Source organism: Pseudomonas sp. KB_12 (assembly GCF_052114545.1).
GTDB lineage: Bacteria > Pseudomonadota > Gammaproteobacteria > Pseudomonadales > Pseudomonadaceae > Aquipseudomonas > Aquipseudomonas brassicacearum.
In genome coordinates this window covers 36308-52649 of sequence record NZ_JBFREY010000003.1, presented here as the reverse complement: position 1 = coordinate 52649, position 16342 = coordinate 36308, and the positions used below count along the sequence as shown (strand labels likewise).

At 56.3% G+C, this 16342-nt stretch carries 20 protein-coding genes and 2 pseudogenes; 10 read left to right on the top strand and 12 right to left on the bottom strand.

What is annotated here, in order from left to right; translation table 11 throughout:
• Positions 1–115 precede the first annotated feature (115 nt).
• The gene (locus AB4Z20_RS02405; protein WP_320390391.1) at positions 116–832 is read right to left on the bottom strand and encodes an SDR family oxidoreductase; all 717 of its coding nucleotides are present in this window, start codon (positions 830–832) and stop codon (positions 116–118) included.
• Between the two features lie 659 nt (positions 833–1491).
• Here AB4Z20_RS02405 and AB4Z20_RS02400 point away from each other — a divergent pair.
• Together AB4Z20_RS02400 and AB4Z20_RS02395 are read left to right on the top strand one after the other, a co-directional pair.
• Positions 1492–1920, top strand: a complete 429-nt coding sequence (locus AB4Z20_RS02400; RefSeq protein WP_320390392.1) for a hypothetical protein — start codon at positions 1492–1494, stop codon at positions 1918–1920.
• 115 nt (positions 1921–2035) lie between these two features.
• Positions 2036–2503 carry a DUF6678 family protein gene (locus AB4Z20_RS02395; RefSeq protein ID WP_320390393.1) on the top strand — a complete coding sequence of 156 codons (468 nt, stop codon included), beginning with the start codon at positions 2036–2038 and terminating at the stop codon, positions 2501–2503.
• A gap of 155 nt (positions 2504–2658) precedes the next feature.
• Here the strand turns inward: AB4Z20_RS02395 and AB4Z20_RS02390 are convergent, their stop codons facing one another.
• The 4 genes and pseudogenes from AB4Z20_RS02390 to AB4Z20_RS02375 form a co-directional block, all read right to left on the bottom strand.
• Positions 2659–3084, bottom strand: a complete 426-nt coding sequence (locus AB4Z20_RS02390; protein WP_320390394.1) for a GNAT family N-acetyltransferase — start codon at positions 3082–3084, stop codon at positions 2659–2661.
• Between the two features lie 253 nt (positions 3085–3337).
• Positions 3338–3667, bottom strand: a complete 330-nt coding sequence (locus AB4Z20_RS02385; protein ID WP_442089246.1) for a hypothetical protein — start codon at positions 3665–3667, stop codon at positions 3338–3340.
• Positions 3668–3710: 43 nt separating this feature from the next.
• A pseudogene (locus AB4Z20_RS02380) lies at positions 3711–3814 on the bottom strand (glutamine amidotransferase); the annotation flags it as partial.
• Between the two features lie 719 nt (positions 3815–4533).
• Positions 4534–4815 carry a winged helix-turn-helix transcriptional regulator gene (locus AB4Z20_RS02375; RefSeq protein WP_442089317.1) on the bottom strand — a complete coding sequence of 94 codons (282 nt, stop codon included), beginning with the start codon at positions 4813–4815 and terminating at the stop codon, positions 4534–4536.
• 127 nt (positions 4816–4942) lie between these two features.
• On the opposite strand from AB4Z20_RS02375, the gene AB4Z20_RS02370 reads away from it, so the two are divergent.
• The 3 genes from AB4Z20_RS02370 (at position 4943) to AB4Z20_RS02360 (ending at position 6959) form a co-directional block, all read left to right on the top strand.
• Positions 4943–5518, top strand: coding sequence for a carboxymuconolactone decarboxylase family protein (locus AB4Z20_RS02370; RefSeq protein ID WP_442089245.1), 576 nt, complete (start codon positions 4943–4945; stop codon positions 5516–5518).
• Positions 5519–5592: 74 nt separating this feature from the next.
• Positions 5593–6129 carry a dihydrofolate reductase family protein gene (locus tag AB4Z20_RS02365; RefSeq protein ID WP_442089244.1) on the top strand — a complete coding sequence of 179 codons (537 nt, stop codon included), beginning with the start codon at positions 5593–5595 and terminating at the stop codon, positions 6127–6129.
• A 116-nt stretch (positions 6130–6245) separates the two neighbouring features.
• Entirely contained in the window at positions 6246–6959 is a 714-nt protein-coding gene (locus AB4Z20_RS02360) for a class I SAM-dependent methyltransferase (RefSeq protein WP_442089243.1), read from the top strand.
• A gap of 15 nt (positions 6960–6974) precedes the next feature.
• On the opposite strand, the gene AB4Z20_RS02355 is transcribed toward AB4Z20_RS02360, so the two are convergent.
• Both AB4Z20_RS02355 and AB4Z20_RS02350 read right to left on the bottom strand, forming a co-directional pair.
• A complete protein-coding gene (locus AB4Z20_RS02355; protein ID WP_442089242.1) occupies positions 6975–8741 on the bottom strand; it encodes a S8/S53 family peptidase in 1767 nt (588 codons plus the stop codon).
• Between the two features lie 104 nt (positions 8742–8845).
• Positions 8846–9145: a hypothetical protein gene (locus AB4Z20_RS02350; protein ID WP_253474218.1), complete on the bottom strand. Its 300-nt coding sequence runs from the start codon at positions 9143–9145 to the stop codon at positions 8846–8848.
• Between the two features lie 126 nt (positions 9146–9271).
• Here AB4Z20_RS02350 and AB4Z20_RS02345 point away from each other — a divergent pair.
• Positions 9272–9576 (top strand): annotated as a pseudogene (locus tag AB4Z20_RS02345) (NIPSNAP family protein).
• Positions 9577–9653: 77 nt separating this feature from the next.
• Positions 9654–10301 carry a DUF998 domain-containing protein gene (locus AB4Z20_RS02340; RefSeq protein WP_442089241.1) on the top strand — a complete coding sequence of 216 codons (648 nt, stop codon included), beginning with the start codon at positions 9654–9656 and terminating at the stop codon, positions 10299–10301.
• A 41-nt stretch (positions 10302–10342) separates the two neighbouring features.
• Here AB4Z20_RS02340 and arsH read toward each other — a convergent pair whose 3' ends face one another.
• Positions 10343–11077, bottom strand: a complete 735-nt coding sequence (arsH, locus tag AB4Z20_RS02335; RefSeq protein ID WP_013693193.1) for an arsenical resistance protein ArsH — start codon at positions 11075–11077, stop codon at positions 10343–10345.
• A gap of 205 nt (positions 11078–11282) precedes the next feature.
• Between arsH and AB4Z20_RS02330 the strand changes: the two genes are divergently transcribed.
• Positions 11283–11999, top strand: coding sequence for a class I SAM-dependent methyltransferase (locus tag AB4Z20_RS02330; protein WP_258691063.1), 717 nt, complete (start codon positions 11283–11285; stop codon positions 11997–11999).
• 23 nt (positions 12000–12022) lie between these two features.
• Here the strand turns inward: AB4Z20_RS02330 and AB4Z20_RS02325 are convergent, their stop codons facing one another.
• Positions 12023–12184, bottom strand: coding sequence for a DUF2986 domain-containing protein (locus AB4Z20_RS02325; RefSeq protein ID WP_080766468.1), 162 nt, complete (start codon positions 12182–12184; stop codon positions 12023–12025).
• A 36-nt stretch (positions 12185–12220) separates the two neighbouring features.
• A complete protein-coding gene (locus AB4Z20_RS02320; protein WP_214511714.1) occupies positions 12221–13159 on the bottom strand; it encodes a hypothetical protein in 939 nt (312 codons plus the stop codon).
• Positions 13160–13480: 321 nt separating this feature from the next.
• Between AB4Z20_RS02320 and AB4Z20_RS02315 the strand changes: the two genes are divergently transcribed.
• Positions 13481–14032 carry a cytochrome b gene (locus AB4Z20_RS02315; protein ID WP_253474232.1) on the top strand — a complete coding sequence of 184 codons (552 nt, stop codon included), beginning with the start codon at positions 13481–13483 and terminating at the stop codon, positions 14030–14032.
• A gap of 42 nt (positions 14033–14074) precedes the next feature.
• On the opposite strand, the gene AB4Z20_RS02310 is transcribed toward AB4Z20_RS02315, so the two are convergent.
• A complete protein-coding gene (locus AB4Z20_RS02310; RefSeq protein WP_442089240.1) occupies positions 14075–15541 on the bottom strand; it encodes an FAD-binding oxidoreductase in 1467 nt (488 codons plus the stop codon).
• Positions 15538–15756: a hypothetical protein gene (locus tag AB4Z20_RS02305; RefSeq protein ID WP_442089239.1), complete on the bottom strand. Its 219-nt coding sequence runs from the start codon at positions 15754–15756 to the stop codon at positions 15538–15540. Before AB4Z20_RS02305 ends, AB4Z20_RS02310 begins: the two co-directional genes overlap by 4 nt.
• A 23-nt stretch (positions 15757–15779) precedes the next feature.
• Between AB4Z20_RS02305 and AB4Z20_RS02300 the strand changes: the two genes are divergently transcribed.
• Positions 15780–16331: a hypothetical protein gene (locus AB4Z20_RS02300; RefSeq protein WP_442089238.1), complete on the top strand. Its 552-nt coding sequence runs from the start codon at positions 15780–15782 to the stop codon at positions 16329–16331.
• Positions 16332–16342 lie beyond the last annotated feature (11 nt).

Genomic DNA, 16342 nt, shown 5'->3' with positions numbered 1-16342 from the left:
GAAAGGCAGAAACCAACTCTTGGCAGTCTGTGAGCATTGGCTGAAATTGGCCCGGGCGGTTCGAAAGCGCAGGCTAACAGATTAACGACGTAGGCTAGAAATCTGCCTCGTATCGCTATTTGCCACCGAGACTTCCTCCACCATCGACGCTGATCACTTGGCCCGTCACGAAAGATGCTTCCGCACTCAACAAGTAGGTAATCAGAGAGGCAACTTCTGATGGCGTTCCCAGTCTTTGCATCGGAATCGTGGACAGTATTTGACGCTCACCATCACTTCCCACGGGTTTGGTTTTTCGAAAAAGCTCAGTTTCTATAGGACCAGGTGCGACTGCATTTACCGTAATTCCAATGGGCGCCAACTCAAGCGCCCACGTACGGGTGATACCCACTAAAGCGCTTTTTGCGGCAGCGTAAGCTGTTCTGTCCCGGGCTCCAAAAATGGCACGGCTGCACACATTCACTATGCGTCCCGCAGGAGACCGCTTAAGCGACGGCAGGCAAGCCTGAGTAACTTGCACCGAAGCTCTGACATTCAGGTCAAAAACTTTTTGGAGCGTTTCAAGATCAAGAGTTTCAAGGCTTTGCGGAGCCGCTACGCCAGCGTTATTGACGACGGCATCAATAGACGTCCGCTCTAGCAGTTTCTCAAGCATCTCGCCCGTCTCCTGAGTGTTGGCTAAATCACAGAGCAACAGCTTCCCGGGAAAATAGTCAATCGGATGCCTGGCAATGCCGACCACATCCCACCCTGACTGATTCAACTGGGTACTGAGCGCGAAACCAATCCCTTTGGTTGCACCCGTCACCAGTGCAGTTCGGCTGTTGTTCATGGTTAACCCCTCATCATCTGACTCAAAGCCCTATTGATAACACAGGCCACTCGACGCTTGTTCTTCGTTACAACGCCAATGCACGAGTTCACTTTGGTGTGAGGCCAATTGGTTTTGCCGAGAGCTGTCCTGGGCAACAGTTGCCATGGGGTCGTGAAGATACAAAATTCGACCGTCTGCTTTTGGCTGATTGCGGACATTCAGTGTAGCCAAGGATAGGGCGGCCTCTCTATTTCATATTCAGAAAGTGCAGCAGCGACACAACACCGTTCCCCCAGTGCGGTAGCCCACTCCCATCCGCCTTTGACCGGACATCAAAAACCTGCACAATTGCCGGATTTTTTCGCGATAGGAAGTCCCCATGCAACGGATTGTGATGCTGGGCAATGCCAGTAGCGGTAAATCTACCCGCGTCCGCCCCCTCGGCAAACGCCTGAGCTGCGCCTGCCCATAGGACCGGACATTCCCTCTGTGCATTTGCGCGGCAGCCGGCAGGTTGCCGCATTTCTCAATAGCGTGCCCCCAACGTCTCAAGTCTGCCTTGAGTAAGGTGAATGCCATCCCGGCAGTCGAACCGCGCATTGAGCGTTAGCCCAGTGCCTGGGGCTCAAGAGTGGGAAGAACAACTTCAAATGCGAGTTACCGATAGGTCTGCGAAGATGAAGAAACTAACCCGGCTCCCAACGTTAGCCCTCATTGCACTCGTGTTCTGCGCGGCGCTATGGGCCGTTTCACAGTGGTGGGAAAAGGCTCTGGCGAAGCCCGTCGGCGCAGCCAGGATCAGTCCCAATGGCTGCTACCGAGTTCAGGAGTTCAAACCTTTTTGGTTACTGCCCGGCCTCTTTCACCCCCAGTCGCCCCCGGATGAACCAGAGCAGCTACAGTGGTTTGCTCGCTGGGAGATTCCAGCCTTTTTTCGCTTGTACGATAATCGCAACGGCCAGCTGATTGGCGAAAGCGCGATCTACGATCTGGTGAATTATGGGGGACCTCTGTCTTGGGGCTTCGGTAGCCACCCTACAGTTTCCGTCGAAATGATCACGATTGGCACCGACCTGCCTGCCTGTGCAGGTAATCAGCCGGACTAGCGGGGTGGCATGAATCGCCTCCGCGTTTGTATAAATACATTGGAACGCTTGTTTCTGGCCGATAACTGCCGGTGTCGGCCGGTTGCATCCACCTCCGAAAAACAGGCATTCATTCTTGAAGACCAAAAAATCGATAGGATTGAATATGAGCGAGCTACCGAGGTCCGGCGCGGGCCATGATGATGCAACACGGAAGAAAATCCATGCTGCTGTTGCGACAAGAAACTTGGCAAGTGCATCGAACAATACCAAGTGGGATGAGCTGATCAACCATTTTCGTCAGCGTCAGGGTTGGCGTCCGTCTTACCGCTCCAAGTCCGTCACTGGATATGTCTCAGAGTGGGATGTCGAGTGGTTTTACCATCTGCCGTTTCCATTTGCGTCCGTCGAATGGTTCGACATTGGCTTGTCAGAAGCCGCCCCCTCAAAAGGAAGGTTGCTTGCACGTACGACCATTGACCATACAGAAGAAATATCAAAGGTAGTCGCACAAATTGGATTCGAGTTTGAGGTGCGCGCTGACGTTCTGAGAATTTGGGGATACTTCCCAAAATCGTATGAAGATTTTCCGCCGGTACAATAGCCTGAGATCGGTCAGCCGCCGCGCATGAACAACTGCTTCTGAAATGAATGATGGCAGGGCCAATTGCTGATTATATGACCGACTGGCAGCTTTGGCTGAAATTGGCCGATTGTGGTCTGCTATGAAGCAGCTATCCGACCAAAATCAAAACGTTGTTAGCACAACAGCTTCTGGTAATAGAGCCGGGTATGTCCCGGTGGATAGTCTGCCAGGCGTCCGAATTCGGAGTAGCCAAGTTTTTGATAGAACCCGGGGGCCTGAAAGCTGAAGGTCTCCAGCCAGATACCGGTGCAGTGCTTTTTCTGCGCGACTTCTTCGGCCATGCGCATTAGCCGTTCACCAATACCCTGACCACGCATCGACTCGGGAACGCTGACAAGATCGATGAGCAGCCATCGATAAGAGACCTTGCCGTACAGCCCGCCAATGACTTCGTTGCTGTCAGGGTCTCGTAGCAACAGAGCAAATGTTTCATGGGCATCGTCTCCACCGTTGGCTAGGTTATGGGCCAGCAACGGGGTCAAAATTCCTAGTCGTTCTGCTTCAGTCGCATTTTCCGAAAGCTGGATTTCTACCGACATGGCCCTCTCCCTGAGCTATGAATAGATGGGGCAACAAGGTAGCCCATTTCTGTCACCCCATGGCGAATCAGTAAATGCATCAATCGTCCGTTTTTGATGGGCTGGACTGCTGCTCTCGGCCGAAAGCCACCAGTCGCGAACGGCACCAACCGGCCCAGAAGCTGCCATTGCGCGCCAGGATTCAGGCATTGGATGATCCAGCATGTCTAGACAGTAAAACGCCTCAAAAACATGCCGGCTTGGACAGCGTGGATCAACTTAAATACCCTATCGCTCCCAGAGCCTCAATCAAACGCAACAATGCTGGTTTTTCGGCTGGTTTTTCGCCGATGCAACACGCGTCCGGATCGCTGAGAGAGCACCAAACCGACACCGGGTCGCCTACCTTCAGCCCGTATGAGGCTTTACGCAGAGTTGCAGTTGACCAAGCGTCAATGGTTTCGTTGAGAGACTTTTGAAAACGCTTCCCATTGGCGCTATAACTGAAGCTCATGAACTGAGCTCCGATCCACGGCTCCTCACTTCCTACAAATGTTACGTAGCCTTGTACCACTTGTCCCACAGGTACATCGCCAGCGCTCATCAATTATCTCCTGATAATGTGCCCGACATGCGGGACGACGTGATCACCCATGTTCCGCTGCCAACATTGACCTGAACTGAGAATGCTCTCTGAAGATAGCCCGGCACCTTCAAACACTGCGCAGGTGAATTTAACGGGGAGATGCCCGTAACATATGACGACAACAAACAGACATCAAGGGCTGCTTCGGGCCGAGTGCCGCCGGTGGAGAAGGCAGCAGTCAACCCATAGCTATCATTGTTGTATGAAGGTAACGAAGCTGGTTTCGATTTCGACGCTGGCGGGGGGAAACGTGTTGACCAACATGACGGCATTGTCACCTTGGTTAAGAAAAATCAGAAAGTCCCCGGACTCAAACTCGACTCTAAATCCCACTAGCCGGGACTCCTGGCCGTTGAGGGAGTCGAGAATTCCCTCAACCTCGCAAATTTTTTCGCCTTCGAGGTAGGATGCTGATAAAGCTACCAGGAGGTTTTCCTTCTTCACAGGAGCACATGGCGTTAGGCTCAATCTCGAAGGCGTCTGGCGTATTGATGGGAAATAGGTCGGTCCCTACGCTCTCACCATCACTCAAGAGGTACATGGATATCATCTCTTGCTCGCCGAAACGCCATTCAATGGAACCGACATCTCCCAGACTCTTCTCTCCGTTGAAATAGTACTGGTCATGCATCAGCACGCTCAGTCTCTTACCTACCAGTAAACGTGCACTGTTTAGGTCTTGGGCTGTTCTCGTAACTGAATAGGAATAGCGGCTATCCAATAGGCACCTCGGTACTCGGACTGGGGTAGATATTACACAAGCGTTGTGATGTCCGCTTTTGGCTGATTTCCGTCTATCGCTGCTGTCAGCTGCACTACTCACCTTAGTGGGGTTCCCGCTCCAGGCAGTCGGCCCATTTGCCCGCAAACCGGTAGAGGGGGGCGAATGCTTCCGATAGCTCTAGGCCAAGTGGCGTGAGGCTGTAGCCGCCGTCGACTCTTTCGACAATGCCCGCGTCGCGCAGCTCATGGATTCTGCTTTGCAGCACGGTGGGAGAGATGTCTCCCGCCGCACTTCTTAAAGCCCTGGAACTCATGGCTCCATCGCGCAGTTCCCAAAGGACTCTAAGCGCCCATTTTTGTCCGAGTAAGTCCAGGAGAGCCATAATTGGCCGGCGTCCCCTGAGTATTGATGAAACGCGGCTCTGGCTATCATTCATCGTTATTGACCTTGCTTGCTACATATTTAGTAGCGAGTATCCTTGCTACATATTTGATAGCGGAGGATACGCGATGTCACGAATCAAAGCACTCGGTGAACCCTACCCAGCCGAGGTCAGGGCGACATTCGACAAGATAATGGGAGTAGGAGTACCACCGCTGGTTCTATTCTCAACCATTGCAAGCAGTGATCGTGCGTGGCGAAAATTCACGGGCGGTTCTCTGCTGGATGGATCGTTGCTGACACTTCGCCAGAGAGAACTCGTCATCGATAGGGTTTGTGCTCGCACGGGGTGTGAATACGAGTGGGGGGTACATGTGATGGCCTTCGCACAGGCTGCCGGGCTTTCCAAAGAAGAGGTGGCCGGCACGTTGGAACATCCTCTTCGGCCGGAGCATTGGAAGGAGGAAGAGGCCATTCTCCTCACCGCGATCGATGCGCTTCATGATCGAGCAACGTTGAGCGATGAAGAATTTTTGAGCCTCGGAAAACACTTCGACGACGATCAGGTGCTGGAGATTTTGATGCTCGCGGGCTTTTACCGTACGGTCTCATACATTGCGAATGGCCTTGCATTACCGCTCGAGCAAAATGCAGCCCGCTTCAGTGAATATCAGAAGGGGATGACTGCAAAAAACTTGAGGTAGCCCGACATTGATTGCTTCTGGCCGCAAGTCTATCTCTGGTCCAACGAGAGCTACCCCACAACAAGGAGCTACAAATGCCCACCGCCCACGTCTTCATCGCCACCAGCCTGGATGGCTTCATCGCCCGCTCCGACGGCGACATCGACTGGCTTCTACAGCGCGACGACCCGTCCGAAGACCACGGCTATCCAGCCTTCATCGCCGACAAGGACGTGATCGTGATGGGGCGCGGGAGCTATGAAAAGGTGCGGACCTTCGACACCTGGTTCTACGACCGGCCCGTGGTGGTGCTGTCCGAGCAGTTGGCCGATTCGTCGGTGCCCGAGGCGTTGAAGGGCAAGCTGCGTTTCTCCAATCTGGCCCCCAAGGATTTGATGACGGAGTTGGAGAGTCAAGGCGTGCAGCGCGTCTATGTGGATGGCGGGCGGGTGGTGCAGTCGTTCCTGCGCGAGGGGTTGGTCACCGATATGGTGATCACCACCGTTCCTGTATTGATCGGCTCGGGGCGGCCGTTGTTTGGCGGGCTTGAGCGGGATGTGGATTTGAAACTGGTATCCAGCCGCAGCTTTCCTTCGGGGCTGGTGCAGTCCACCTACCGATTGGTTCCATGATTGAGGCTGTGTAGCCCTGCGGCACAACCGGTGGGGCTTGACAGCCCTGGGATACTGAAAGGGTAGCCGCGTCCATTGCGGTACATCCCGTCACGACGCAAAGGAAGGTGCTCTCCATGCGCAATGAAGAACTCAAGGCCTTATTCGACCAGCAGGCCGCCAGCTACGATAAGCAATGGGCGGGAATGGCGCCCATTCGTGATGCCCTGTACACCCTGCTCGACGCCGTGTTCGCTGACTTACCGGAAAATGCCCGGATACTCTGCGTCGGCGTAGGCACTGGTGCGGAACTGGTCCATCTGGCCAAGCAGAACCCCGGCTGGCATTTCACCGCCGTTGACCCCTCGGACGCCATGCTCGATATCTGTCGGCAGAAAGCGGTACAAGAAGGCTTCCTTTCGCGTTGCAGCTTTCATCAGGGTTACCTTGACGTGCTACCTGCTGAGCCTGACCACGACGGTGCCACCTGTTTTCTGGTGTCTCAGTTTTTGCTCGAGCCACAGGCCCGTATAACTTTCTTCCACGAGATCGCCCGCCGGCTTAAGTCGGGCGCAATACTGGCAAACGCCGACCTCGCCGCTGACATCGAATCACCTGCCTACGAGGCGCTACTGCGCAACTGGATGACGCTGATGTCCTCTGCAGGCGTACAGCCGGAGATGCTGGTCAGGGCTCGTGCTGCCTACGCCCGCGACGTGGCTATCCTGCCGACACAGCAGGTCGCCGGTCTCATCGAGACCGCTGGGTTCGAGGCTCCGGTACAGTTCTTCCAGGCGGGGCTGATGCATGGGTGGTTTTGCCCGCGCAAGGCAGACATTGTCTTGAGTTAGACGTGACCTTGACTTTCAACGCACGCGGTCGCGGCTTTGTGCGGCCAGGTCCAGGGCCTTTTGCATGTCCAGTCGCGCCGAGCGGCCGACGTCTTTGTCGTTGAGTTGGAAGCGGCGTTCCGACGGCAGGATGGGCGCGGTGAGGTCTTCGCCGTCCATCTGTTCGAAGTCGTGGTTGTCGCCGATGGTCATGGCGCTGCGGCGTAGCAGCATGCGCAGTTGCTCGGGTTGCAGTTGCGGGTTGATGGACAGCATCGCCGCCAGCAGTCCCGCGACCATGGGCGTGGCGTAGGACGTGCCGCAATGCACTGCGCCTTGCTGGCCGGCGTTGGTCGTCGAGGCATGGGCGCAAGCGGCGGCAGTGATGTCGACGCGCATATCGATGTTCGAGGAGCTGCGCTTGACCGCATAGGCCGGGTCGTCGACGGCGGCACCGGTATGCTCGCTGCGCTGGTGCCCACCGACCACCAGCAATTGCTCGGTGATGAAGGAGGAGGGCAGGCGGTATTCGTCGCTGCCCGAGAACGAGGCGCCATTGCCGGCGGAGTTCACCACGATGACGTCGGGATGTTCCTTGCGCAGCCAGAGGAAGAACTCCTCCAGCAACTCCTCGTACCCGCCCATGGCGATGCCCGAGCGCAGCAGCGAGTCGACGTCATCGCCTTTGACGTCTTTGGCGCCGACGCGGTGGATGCCCCAGCTCCAGTTGAGCACGCGTACACCGTCCTCCACGAGGTTGACGGAGGCGGCGATGTTGGCGGTGATCCCGGCATCGGAATTACGTTCGACGATGACCTCGAAGCCGCCGCTGGTCTTGTCCAGCCCGCGGAGAAAGCCGGTGTTGCCGCTGTCGTCCCAGTGCGCGGCGAGAATGCCGGCGACGGTTGTGCCGTGGTTGTCCGGCTTGTCTGCATCGCGGGCGTAGACGCAGGTGCGCGGTGGTGAGCAGGCGCCGAGGTAGTCTGCGAAGTCCGTCGTGTCGAAATCCACATCGCGCTCGATCAGGCCGATGCGCACCGGTTGCGGCTGGATGGGCGGCTGTCGTCCGGGGATGCGTCGTTGGTAATAATTCACCGCGTCGAGAAAGCGATTCGCGGCCCACTCATCGGAGTCCAGGGCTGGCTTCTTCGGTTCTTCAGGATGGGCTGCGGCTTGCTCGGTCTCTTCGGCCGAGGACTCTTCGATGACCACGGCGTCCACGCTGGTCTCGCTGCCCAGGCGCAGCACCAGGGCGTCACGCTGCACCAAGTCCTTGGCCGGCAGGCGAAGTTGGTACAGGTTCAGTGGCGCGATGCTGCCGACCACCGTTGCCCCGTACTTGCGGGCCAGGCGCTCGGCTTCCTGACGGCCGTCACGGTCTTCCTCGATCAGCACGCTGACCAGGTCGACGTAGGTGGTCAGGCCATCCATGTTCTTCGCTACTTCGTCCGCTCTGGCGGCCAGTACGTGACTGTTGCGCAAGGTCAGCCAAGCGGCATTGCTGGCGCGTGGGCCGTCCTGCAGCCAGAGCGGGCCGCTCTGGTAGTCGGCGCTGTCCAGGCGCAAGCGCAGGTTCTCCCCTTTGCGCTGGATCGCGTCCGCGGGTATCACCTTTGCGCCCAGTTTCAGTGGCGGCGTTGTTTCGCCCAGTCCGCGTACGGTCAGGCACCAGTCCTGGCTCTGGCTTTGTAGCAGGTCGCCACAGCGTTTCAGGCTTTCCAGGCGCAGCGGTTCAGGCACAGCGGCTGCCGTGCTGGCAGCCAAAGAGAGCAACGTAGCGAGGGCAGCGGATCGTAGGGGCATGAACCAGATTTCTTTGCCGAGGGTCTTGTTGCTCCGACTGTTACGTTGCTCGCTTCGTTCAGCGGGATAACGCTACCCAGCGATGACGCCTCTTCGTTCAGAAGCTATCGAGGCGCACACCCAACATGAACGCGATACCTGATATCCCGATCAAAACTGTCTTCCGGGTTTTCATAAGCTTCCAGTATTTCCAAGAACCCTGTGCGCTCAAGACTCACCAAGTCCTCAAGGGACCAATCAAAGGGGAAGTCGCTGGAAAAGCTTTCACCCTGATATTCAATCCATTGAGAAACCGGGAAGGGCAGGTAACCGAGCCACTCTGACCGATAGGTAATCTCGTCGGATTCGCTACTCGTCACGATGGCGTGGATCTTGTTCTTGATGGTTGCTTGGCGTTCATCCATGGTGTTTCGATCCTGGGTGATGAGATGGAGAGAGCAGCGAAGTTGTTCGGCTAATGGCAATCATCGACGACATGCCTCGTATCCTGTGTAGAATCCGTTTTTTCCAGTTTTCAAAGGATTGAGCCCGTGATTACTTGCCATGTCAGGTACGTCATTGACCCCTACCAGATCCCGGCTTTCGAGAGCTACTCGCGCCAATGGATTGAAGTGGTGACCCGAATGGGGGCGTCCATCATGGCTACTTTCTTCCCGCCGAAGGCGCCAACAACATCGCCTACTGCCTGTTCAGCTTTTCCAGCCTGGCCGACTACGAAAACTATCGAAGGAAAGCCGAGCAGGATCCAGCGTGCGTTGAATTGGTGACCCAGGCGACGGAACAACGATTCATTCTGAGTTATGAGCGTAGTTTCCTGCGCCCTTTGCTGGACTGAGCAGGTGGACGCTTGAAACAATGCCAGATTTCGCGTCATCCACAAACGGACATCAGAACGACACGGAGTGTCACAACATGAAAACCATTGATCGTGCTTTGCTAGGCTGCGGAATACTGATCCCATTCTGGCTGTTTTTGGGTGTCACACTGACTGCGCGGGCCTATCCAGGCTACAGCCATCTGGATCAAGCCATGAGCCAACTAGGCGCCATTGGCGCGCCAACCCACAGCTTCTCTGCTTGGGTGAACAATTTTCCGCTGGGTGTGATGTTCGTGCTTTTCGCAACAGGTGTGGCGAGACGGTTCAAGGCATCGCCGATGGCCTTGCTTAGCGCGGCATTGATTCTCATCCATGGCTTGGCAAGCTTTACGGCCGGCTATTTTTCCTGCGACCAAGGCTGTGCGCCGGCTCAACCGTCGGTCTCGCAGCAGAGTCACAATCTTGCGGGGCTGGTGATGTTCATTTCGCTCACTCTGGCGGGAGCACTGTGGACRTTCCTTGGCAAGTCGCTGCTTTCATCTTCCAGGTTCGCCATGTTCTCGGCGATCTGCGTAGTCCTGGCCATCGTGACGGTTATGCTGATGGGGATGGCATTTGCCGACGGTCATTTGTTCGGCCTGTACCAGCGACTCAATTACGGGGTTTCGGTGGTCTGGATTGCCTCATTGGCCTTAGCTGCCCTACAGGACGAGGCCGACGTGAAAGCAGCTTACGTCCGTTAAATGCCTACATCACACTGAAGAACCTATCACTATCGCCGCGCCTAGATAGACCTCTGGTTAACGCGTTTGGAGAGCGCTTCGGCGCTTTCCTTGCGCTCGGAGTAGCGGTCGACCAAATAGGTTTCTCTGCCGCGTACCAGCAAGGTGAACTTCATCAGTTCCTCCATGACATCGACGACCCGGTCGTAATAGGACGATGGCTTCATGCGCCCGGCTTCGTCGAACTCAAGGAAGGCTTTGGGGACGGAGGATTGATTGGGGATCGTGACCATGCGCATCCAGCGACCGAGCACGCGGAGTTGGTTCACCGTGTTGAAGGATTGCGACCCGCCGCATACCTGCATCACCGCCAATGTCTTGCCTTGGGAAGGACGAACTGCGCCCAGCGCAAGCGGGATCCAGTCGATCTGCGCCTTGAACACCGCCGACATCGAGCCGTGGCGTTCCGGCGAGCACCAGACCTGGCCCTCCGACCACATCACCAAGTCGCGCAGTTCCTGCACCTTGGGGTGATCGACGGGCGCATCGTCCGGCAGTGGCAACCCGGACGGGTCGAAGATAGCGGTTTCGGCGCCCATGAGCTCCAACAGGCGCGCCGCTTCGCGGGTCAGCAGCTGACTGAAAGAGCGCTCGCGGGTTGATCCGTACAGCAAAAGTATGCGCGGTTTATGCTCTGGTTCTGCGCTCTTTGCGAGTTTTTCCGCTGTTGGTACGTCGAAGAGTGACAGGTCAAGATTTGGGAAGTCATGCGGGGTTTCGCTGGAGAACTCAGTCATTACACAGCTCCAATCCGGTCCAGAACATAGGGAAAAAGCATATTCGTATTTCCATATGTTTATCGCAAGTCGCAATTGGCTGACCGCGCAAAACGTTGCCGATGGAAACCGATATTCCTTGCGGGAATGCTGCGCATAAAATTAATGAATTTTTATTATCTCCAAGCGAGGCGTAGCTTGATTTCAGGACACGGAGAACTGCGCTTTGAAATCATCCTCGTTTAATTCAGCGGAAAAATTTGATACTTCACGGGCCCACGAGTACGGCCGACAGAGCCGCATCGCGCTCGCTGGATACGACGCCTGTCAGGACCTGGCGGCGTGCATGCTGGCGGCGACCCTTGGGAACGTGGGCTCGGCGAAAATACTGGTGGTGGGCGCTGGCGGTACGGCGCAAGAGATCATTGCAATGGCCAAGCTGGAGCCGGGTTGGCGCTTCACTGCCGTCGATCCGTCCGGGCCAATGCTGGAGGCGGCGAAGCAGCAATTAGCCGCAAACAACTTGCTCGGAAGAACCGCCCTGCATCTTGGGCATGTTGAAGACCTGGTAGCCAACGGGTCGTACGATGCTGCCACCTTGATCGGTGTACTCCATCATCTCGATGGGGATGAAGCCAAGTTGAAAATATTACGGTCCATCCAGGCACATCTAAAGCCGGGAGCGCCGCTGATTGTCGCCGGGAACCAATATGCGTATGCCAGCCAGCCGCTACTCCTCGCGGCCTGGGGGCAACGGTGGCGACAGCATGGCGCCAGCCCGGAAGAAGTGACGGTCAAGCTTGGCAAGATTCTTCAAGGCGCCGACCCTCCACATTCCGAGGCTGCGGTTCAAAAACTGTTGAGTGATGCAGGATTCGGCAGTGCTACCCGGTTCTTCAGCAGTCTTTTCTGGAGCGCCTGGCTAACGTGCAAAACGGCCTGAGGACGGACCTTCAGCGACGTGGCTCAGCTTTCCGGCGGCGTGATGGGGGCGTCGCTGGCTTCAGCCGCCAGCTTCAGTCGGTCGGCTTTGCTGATGTATTGAGTCTTGTTTTTGGGTGCCAGCTTGGCACTGGCTTTTTTGGCGTTAGCCTTCAATAACTGGTTTATTTTCTTGCGGCGATTCATGTTGTTCTGCTCGGCATGTCAATTTTCCGGATGGTATCAGTTTTCCGTTTTCTCAGGATTTTTCCTCATTTTTGCATTGGGCTTCACACGGCGTTCGATAATGATCGAGTCATTCGGGATCTCCAACCGAATCGCCGTTTCCTCGGCGTGCATTTCAATCAGCGTTGAATTGCCTACGCCTCGGAAAATCACCGTCGCATCTTCAAATTTTTTGTAATCTTCCAGCGGTGAATCCTTGGGGGCTGGCAATAGATTGGCGTAAGGCGGTTTCACCAGAATCGTTGCTCTTTCTATACGTATTTGCGCGAAGCTCATGGCTGCTTGCAGCAAGTCCGAAGTCACGCCCCCCATGAGAAGGGGCGTCAGGAGGATTACCCCAACGATCACTGCCCTGGTTCTCTTCAAGGGTTTCATTTCGGCGTGAGGATCCTGGTCAGGATGCTCGGAATCGACGACTTCAGGTGCCGATGGCTGCGCTGCTTTTATTTTTTTGTTCTGCTCCAGATAGGCGGAGTAAACGATGTACTGAAAAATGGGCAGAAGGATGAGCTGAATGTGTTCCAAGGGGCTTTTATGGGTAAGGAAATAAATGGTCACCGCGCCGCATATTCCAAAAAACACCGAGAGGAAGGTTATTTTTGGTCGTTTGAATTCCAGTATGGGTTTTTTACCGGTGATTTTTCCATGCAGCCAGACGAAGCTTCTAAGCACGGGTATGAAGAACGGCGAAAGTAATACCCCTACAGCCGTGACGGAGACTGAAAAGTAAACACACACCAGCCCGAAGCAAAATGCAGTGACTAGAAATAACAAACTGTCTCCAACGGATACGCCTTGTGGGTAATGACCGTTGCTCAATAAATAACTGACGATGCACGTGCCGCCAATCAGCAATCCGATTCTTGCCGACAGGGAGAGTAGTTTTGTAGCGATCTCTATCTGTTTTTCGAGTCCGGTGGTTGCTTCCCGCATCATAGAATCCTCCTTGATATTAAGCAGCAGATGGTCGCTTCCCGGACGCATCTATTCGTAGAGAGCATAGCGATGCTTTGGTTGTTCGTGACGTGTGAGTGCGCGCAAAGTTGGGGCGAGGCTGGCGAATGCTTCCCATGAGCCTCTGGAGGTGATCGCGGTTCGCACTGGGTAGCAGCGTCTAAAGGTAAAAAAAACGTCTTGAAATGTCGGTCTTCAGACTGCCTTAAGACTTTACCTGCAGGTTGGCAGCATCGCTTCCCAGCGATCGGATCGTGGCTGCCGAATGAGTCGGCAGCCCGTCAGACTTTCACGAGGCGCGTTATGACCCGCGATATTGCCGTAAACCGTTATGGAAAACTGTCGATCACCCTGCACTGGTTGATGCTGGCGCTGTTCGTTGGTGTGTATGCCTGCATTGAAATCAAGGGTCTGTTACCCCGTGGCAGCACCGGGCGAAGCCTGTTCCTGGGGTTGCACGGGCTCTTCGGGCTGAGCATTTTTGCACTGGTTTGGGTCCGTCTGTTCGGGCGCTTGACACCGCGCCCGCCAGTCACACCCGCGCCGCCGGCCTGGCAGACGGGTGTTTCCCACTTAATGCATGCGGCCCTGTATGGCCTGATGATCGCGACACCGGTGCTGGCCTGGTTGATGCTGGCCGCCGGAGGTAAGCCCGTGCCGTATTTCGGGTTCTTCTTGCCGGCCCCCGTGGCCGTGGATCCTGACTTGGCCAAACAGCTCAAGTATTGGCACGAATTGCTCGGCAGCAGCGGCTACTGGCTCATCGGCCTGCATGCGGCGGCGGGGCTGATCCATCATTACTGGGTGGGTGACAATACCCTGGCCCGGATGCTGCCGGGGCGAAACCGCTCTTGATGGACGAGTTCTGCCTGGTAGCAACCGGCATTCGGTCGGACGCTACCCCACGTAGTACTTATCCCAAAGTTTGTTCCGGAATCGTTTGTCTGGATCGAACCGTGCCTTGAGTGCGAACAACCGTTGTGCACCAGGGTAGGCACGCGAGAATTGCTGTCGCGTCGCATGCAATTGATAGGGCAGGTAGTAAGTGCCCCCGAACGCCAAGGCAATATCGATCAGCTCGCGTGTCCATACGCCGACCTTCTCGCGGTCGGCCACGCCGACGTGTTGCCAGTAATAAAGTACGAATGAAAAGACTTCCTCCCGTGCCCAGGACAGGCACGTATGAGGGGCGGGCGGCGAGTGTCGGATGGAGATGTTGATGGCATCGACGTCATGGGCCTTCAGTAGATTGGCCATTTGTATTGCAAACGCGTTGAAGTGGGCTACCGGTACGAAATATTCCTGCAGCGCGTAGGTACTGTTGTGGGTAGCGATCGGCCCGAGCGAGGCGACGTCCCTGCTGGCCTCGTAATTGCGGCGTACCACTGGGTGGCTGAGGTAGCGCAATGGGTCGATGACATCCTTGCGAATCAGCGAGCCACCGGGGAGTCTGGCCACGCCCCACATGATGGTTTGATCCAGGGCGTACGATTGCCCCGGTGCGACCAGCCGATCTTCGACGGTCAGCTCTTTTTCCGTGGTGCACCAGGTGATGGCGGTGGCTTGGTCAAAGTGGGGCGGCGCCAGATCGGCGTTGTGCAGGATTGCCTGGTCGTTTCCGCGGATCTGGTCATTGAAGAACTTGGGGTAATCGGCAACCGGCATAGGATGTACTTGGCGCGCCATCGTGACGTTGGGTGCCAGGTCCAGTTCGATCTCTGTGATGACCCCCAACGCGCCATAGCTACCGATGGCGGCGTGAAACAGATCGGTATTTTCGGAGCGAGAGGCTTCCACTACAGAGCCGTCGGCGAGCACCAGTTGCAGGGCGCGTACCGAGTTGCTCATCGGCCCGGCACCGACGTAACGCCCATGAGCATTGACTGACAGCGCCCCGCCGACCGTGAAGTTGGCATAGCTCTGCATGATCTTTACCGAAAGGTCGTCCGGGTCGATGACGGTCTGCAGGTCGCGCCAGCGTATCCCTGACTGCACGCGTATGACCTTGTTTTCAGGCGAATAGCGGATGACCTGATTGAACTGACGCATATCGAGGTGCAGGCTGTCCTCGGTGGCAATCTGTCCGCCCATGCTATAGCGGCCACCACCGATGCTCACCGGGCCCGTCCACAGGGCCAACGCCTGGCATATCTCATAGGTGGTACGTGGAGCAAACAGACGGCTCACCCAGACCGGGTTGAGCAATGTCACGTCGTTAACCAGCACGCCCGAAGGTGCCGCCCATGCCGACCAGGGGGACAGTACACCGAAGGCAATCCCGGTCATGCCAGCCTGAAGCAGGCTGCGTCGGGTGAGACAGGGCGACAATCCTGAAAGGGTGGGCGCTCGCGCGTCGTTGATCATGCAGTGCCACTCAATTGGGAATCGAAGACCACGCGTACGTGCGGACTTCGAAGCAGGCTGGCCGGAGTGACAGTACGACGTTGCCACGGAATTCGGCCGAAGTACCACAACCGCCAGAAGGCGAGATTCGGATCGGCGTTATCTTGCAGCAAGCTCGCGAATGTCTCCACTTTGCCGAGCTGGATGTTCGTCGCTTCATGGATGACCTCGCGCACGAAACGAGAGCAGAACTGGCCGGGTGAGCGAGGTGGTTCGCGAAAGCGGAAACGTACTTTCTGCAGTCAACGGCTCATCGCCAGGGTCGTCGACTACCACATCCACATGGTTCGTCCACGAGTTCGTCGCGTGTGCGCTGAGTCAATGGTCACTGGAAGACATCGTATCTGACTACTGCGTGTCAAAAGCCGAGTGCATCAAAAATTTGTTGGTGTTGGAGCGGATGGGCCTGGCAGACCTGAGGGCGGGGAATCGCATCAGGTTGCTGGTTGCGCGGGATTTCGATTGGCTGCCGGACGGCCCTATCCGAGGGTTCTTCCTGCGACTGGGGCTGCCGGATTTCATGGCGAGCCGATTCGACGTCCCCGATGAAACCCTGCACTTTGCCCATGGCATGCTGACCAAACCCGCTTACGCCCAGTTGCAAGTCGAAATCCACAAGTTACGCAGCAAACTGGCGGCGCTTCACAACGAATCGTTGAGCGCACCGCTGTCCGAAAAACGTGGGACTGCGCTGTTGCTGGCGATGCGAGTTTGGGAGCCGCAGGTATTCAGGACGCTTAAGCGGGGGTAGGTCGATAGGTC

Bases quoted from the DNA above. Each gene is read 5' to 3' on its own strand.
- AB4Z20_RS02405 (WP_320390391.1), bottom strand. From the start codon at position 832: ATGAACAACAGCCGAACTGCACTGGTGACGGGTGCAACCAAAGGGATT.
- AB4Z20_RS02400 (WP_320390392.1), top strand. From the start codon at position 1,492: ATGAAGAAACTAACCCGGCTCCCAACGTTAGCCCTCATTGCACTCGTG.
- AB4Z20_RS02390 (WP_320390394.1), bottom strand. From the start codon at position 3,084: ATGTCGGTAGAAATCCAGCTTTCGGAAAATGCGACTGAAGCAGAACGA.
- AB4Z20_RS02385 (WP_442089246.1), bottom strand. From the start codon at position 3,667: ATGAGCGCTGGCGATGTACCTGTGGGACAAGTGGTACAAGGCTACGTA.
- AB4Z20_RS02375 (WP_442089317.1), bottom strand. From the start codon at position 4,815: ATGGCTCTCCTGGACTTACTCGGACAAAAATGGGCGCTTAGAGTCCTT.
- AB4Z20_RS02370 (WP_442089245.1), top strand. From the start codon at position 4,943: ATGTCACGAATCAAAGCACTCGGTGAACCCTACCCAGCCGAGGTCAGG.
- AB4Z20_RS02365 (WP_442089244.1), top strand. From the start codon at position 5,593: ATGCCCACCGCCCACGTCTTCATCGCCACCAGCCTGGATGGCTTCATC.
- AB4Z20_RS02360 (WP_442089243.1), top strand. From the start codon at position 6,246: ATGCGCAATGAAGAACTCAAGGCCTTATTCGACCAGCAGGCCGCCAGC.
- AB4Z20_RS02355 (WP_442089242.1), bottom strand. From the start codon at position 8,741: ATGCCCCTACGATCCGCTGCCCTCGCTACGTTGCTCTCTTTGGCTGCC.
- AB4Z20_RS02350 (WP_253474218.1), bottom strand. From the start codon at position 9,145: ATGGATGAACGCCAAGCAACCATCAAGAACAAGATCCACGCCATCGTG.
- arsH (WP_013693193.1), bottom strand. From the start codon at position 11,077: ATGACTGAGTTCTCCAGCGAAACCCCGCATGACTTCCCAAATCTTGAC.
- AB4Z20_RS02325 (WP_080766468.1), bottom strand. From the start codon at position 12,184: ATGAATCGCCGCAAGAAAATAAACCAGTTATTGAAGGCTAACGCCAAA.
- AB4Z20_RS02320 (WP_214511714.1), bottom strand. From the start codon at position 13,159: ATGATGCGGGAAGCAACCACCGGACTCGAAAAACAGATAGAGATCGCT.
- AB4Z20_RS02315 (WP_253474232.1), top strand. From the start codon at position 13,481: ATGACCCGCGATATTGCCGTAAACCGTTATGGAAAACTGTCGATCACC.
- AB4Z20_RS02310 (WP_442089240.1), bottom strand. From the start codon at position 15,541: ATGATCAACGACGCGCGAGCGCCCACCCTTTCAGGATTGTCGCCCTGT.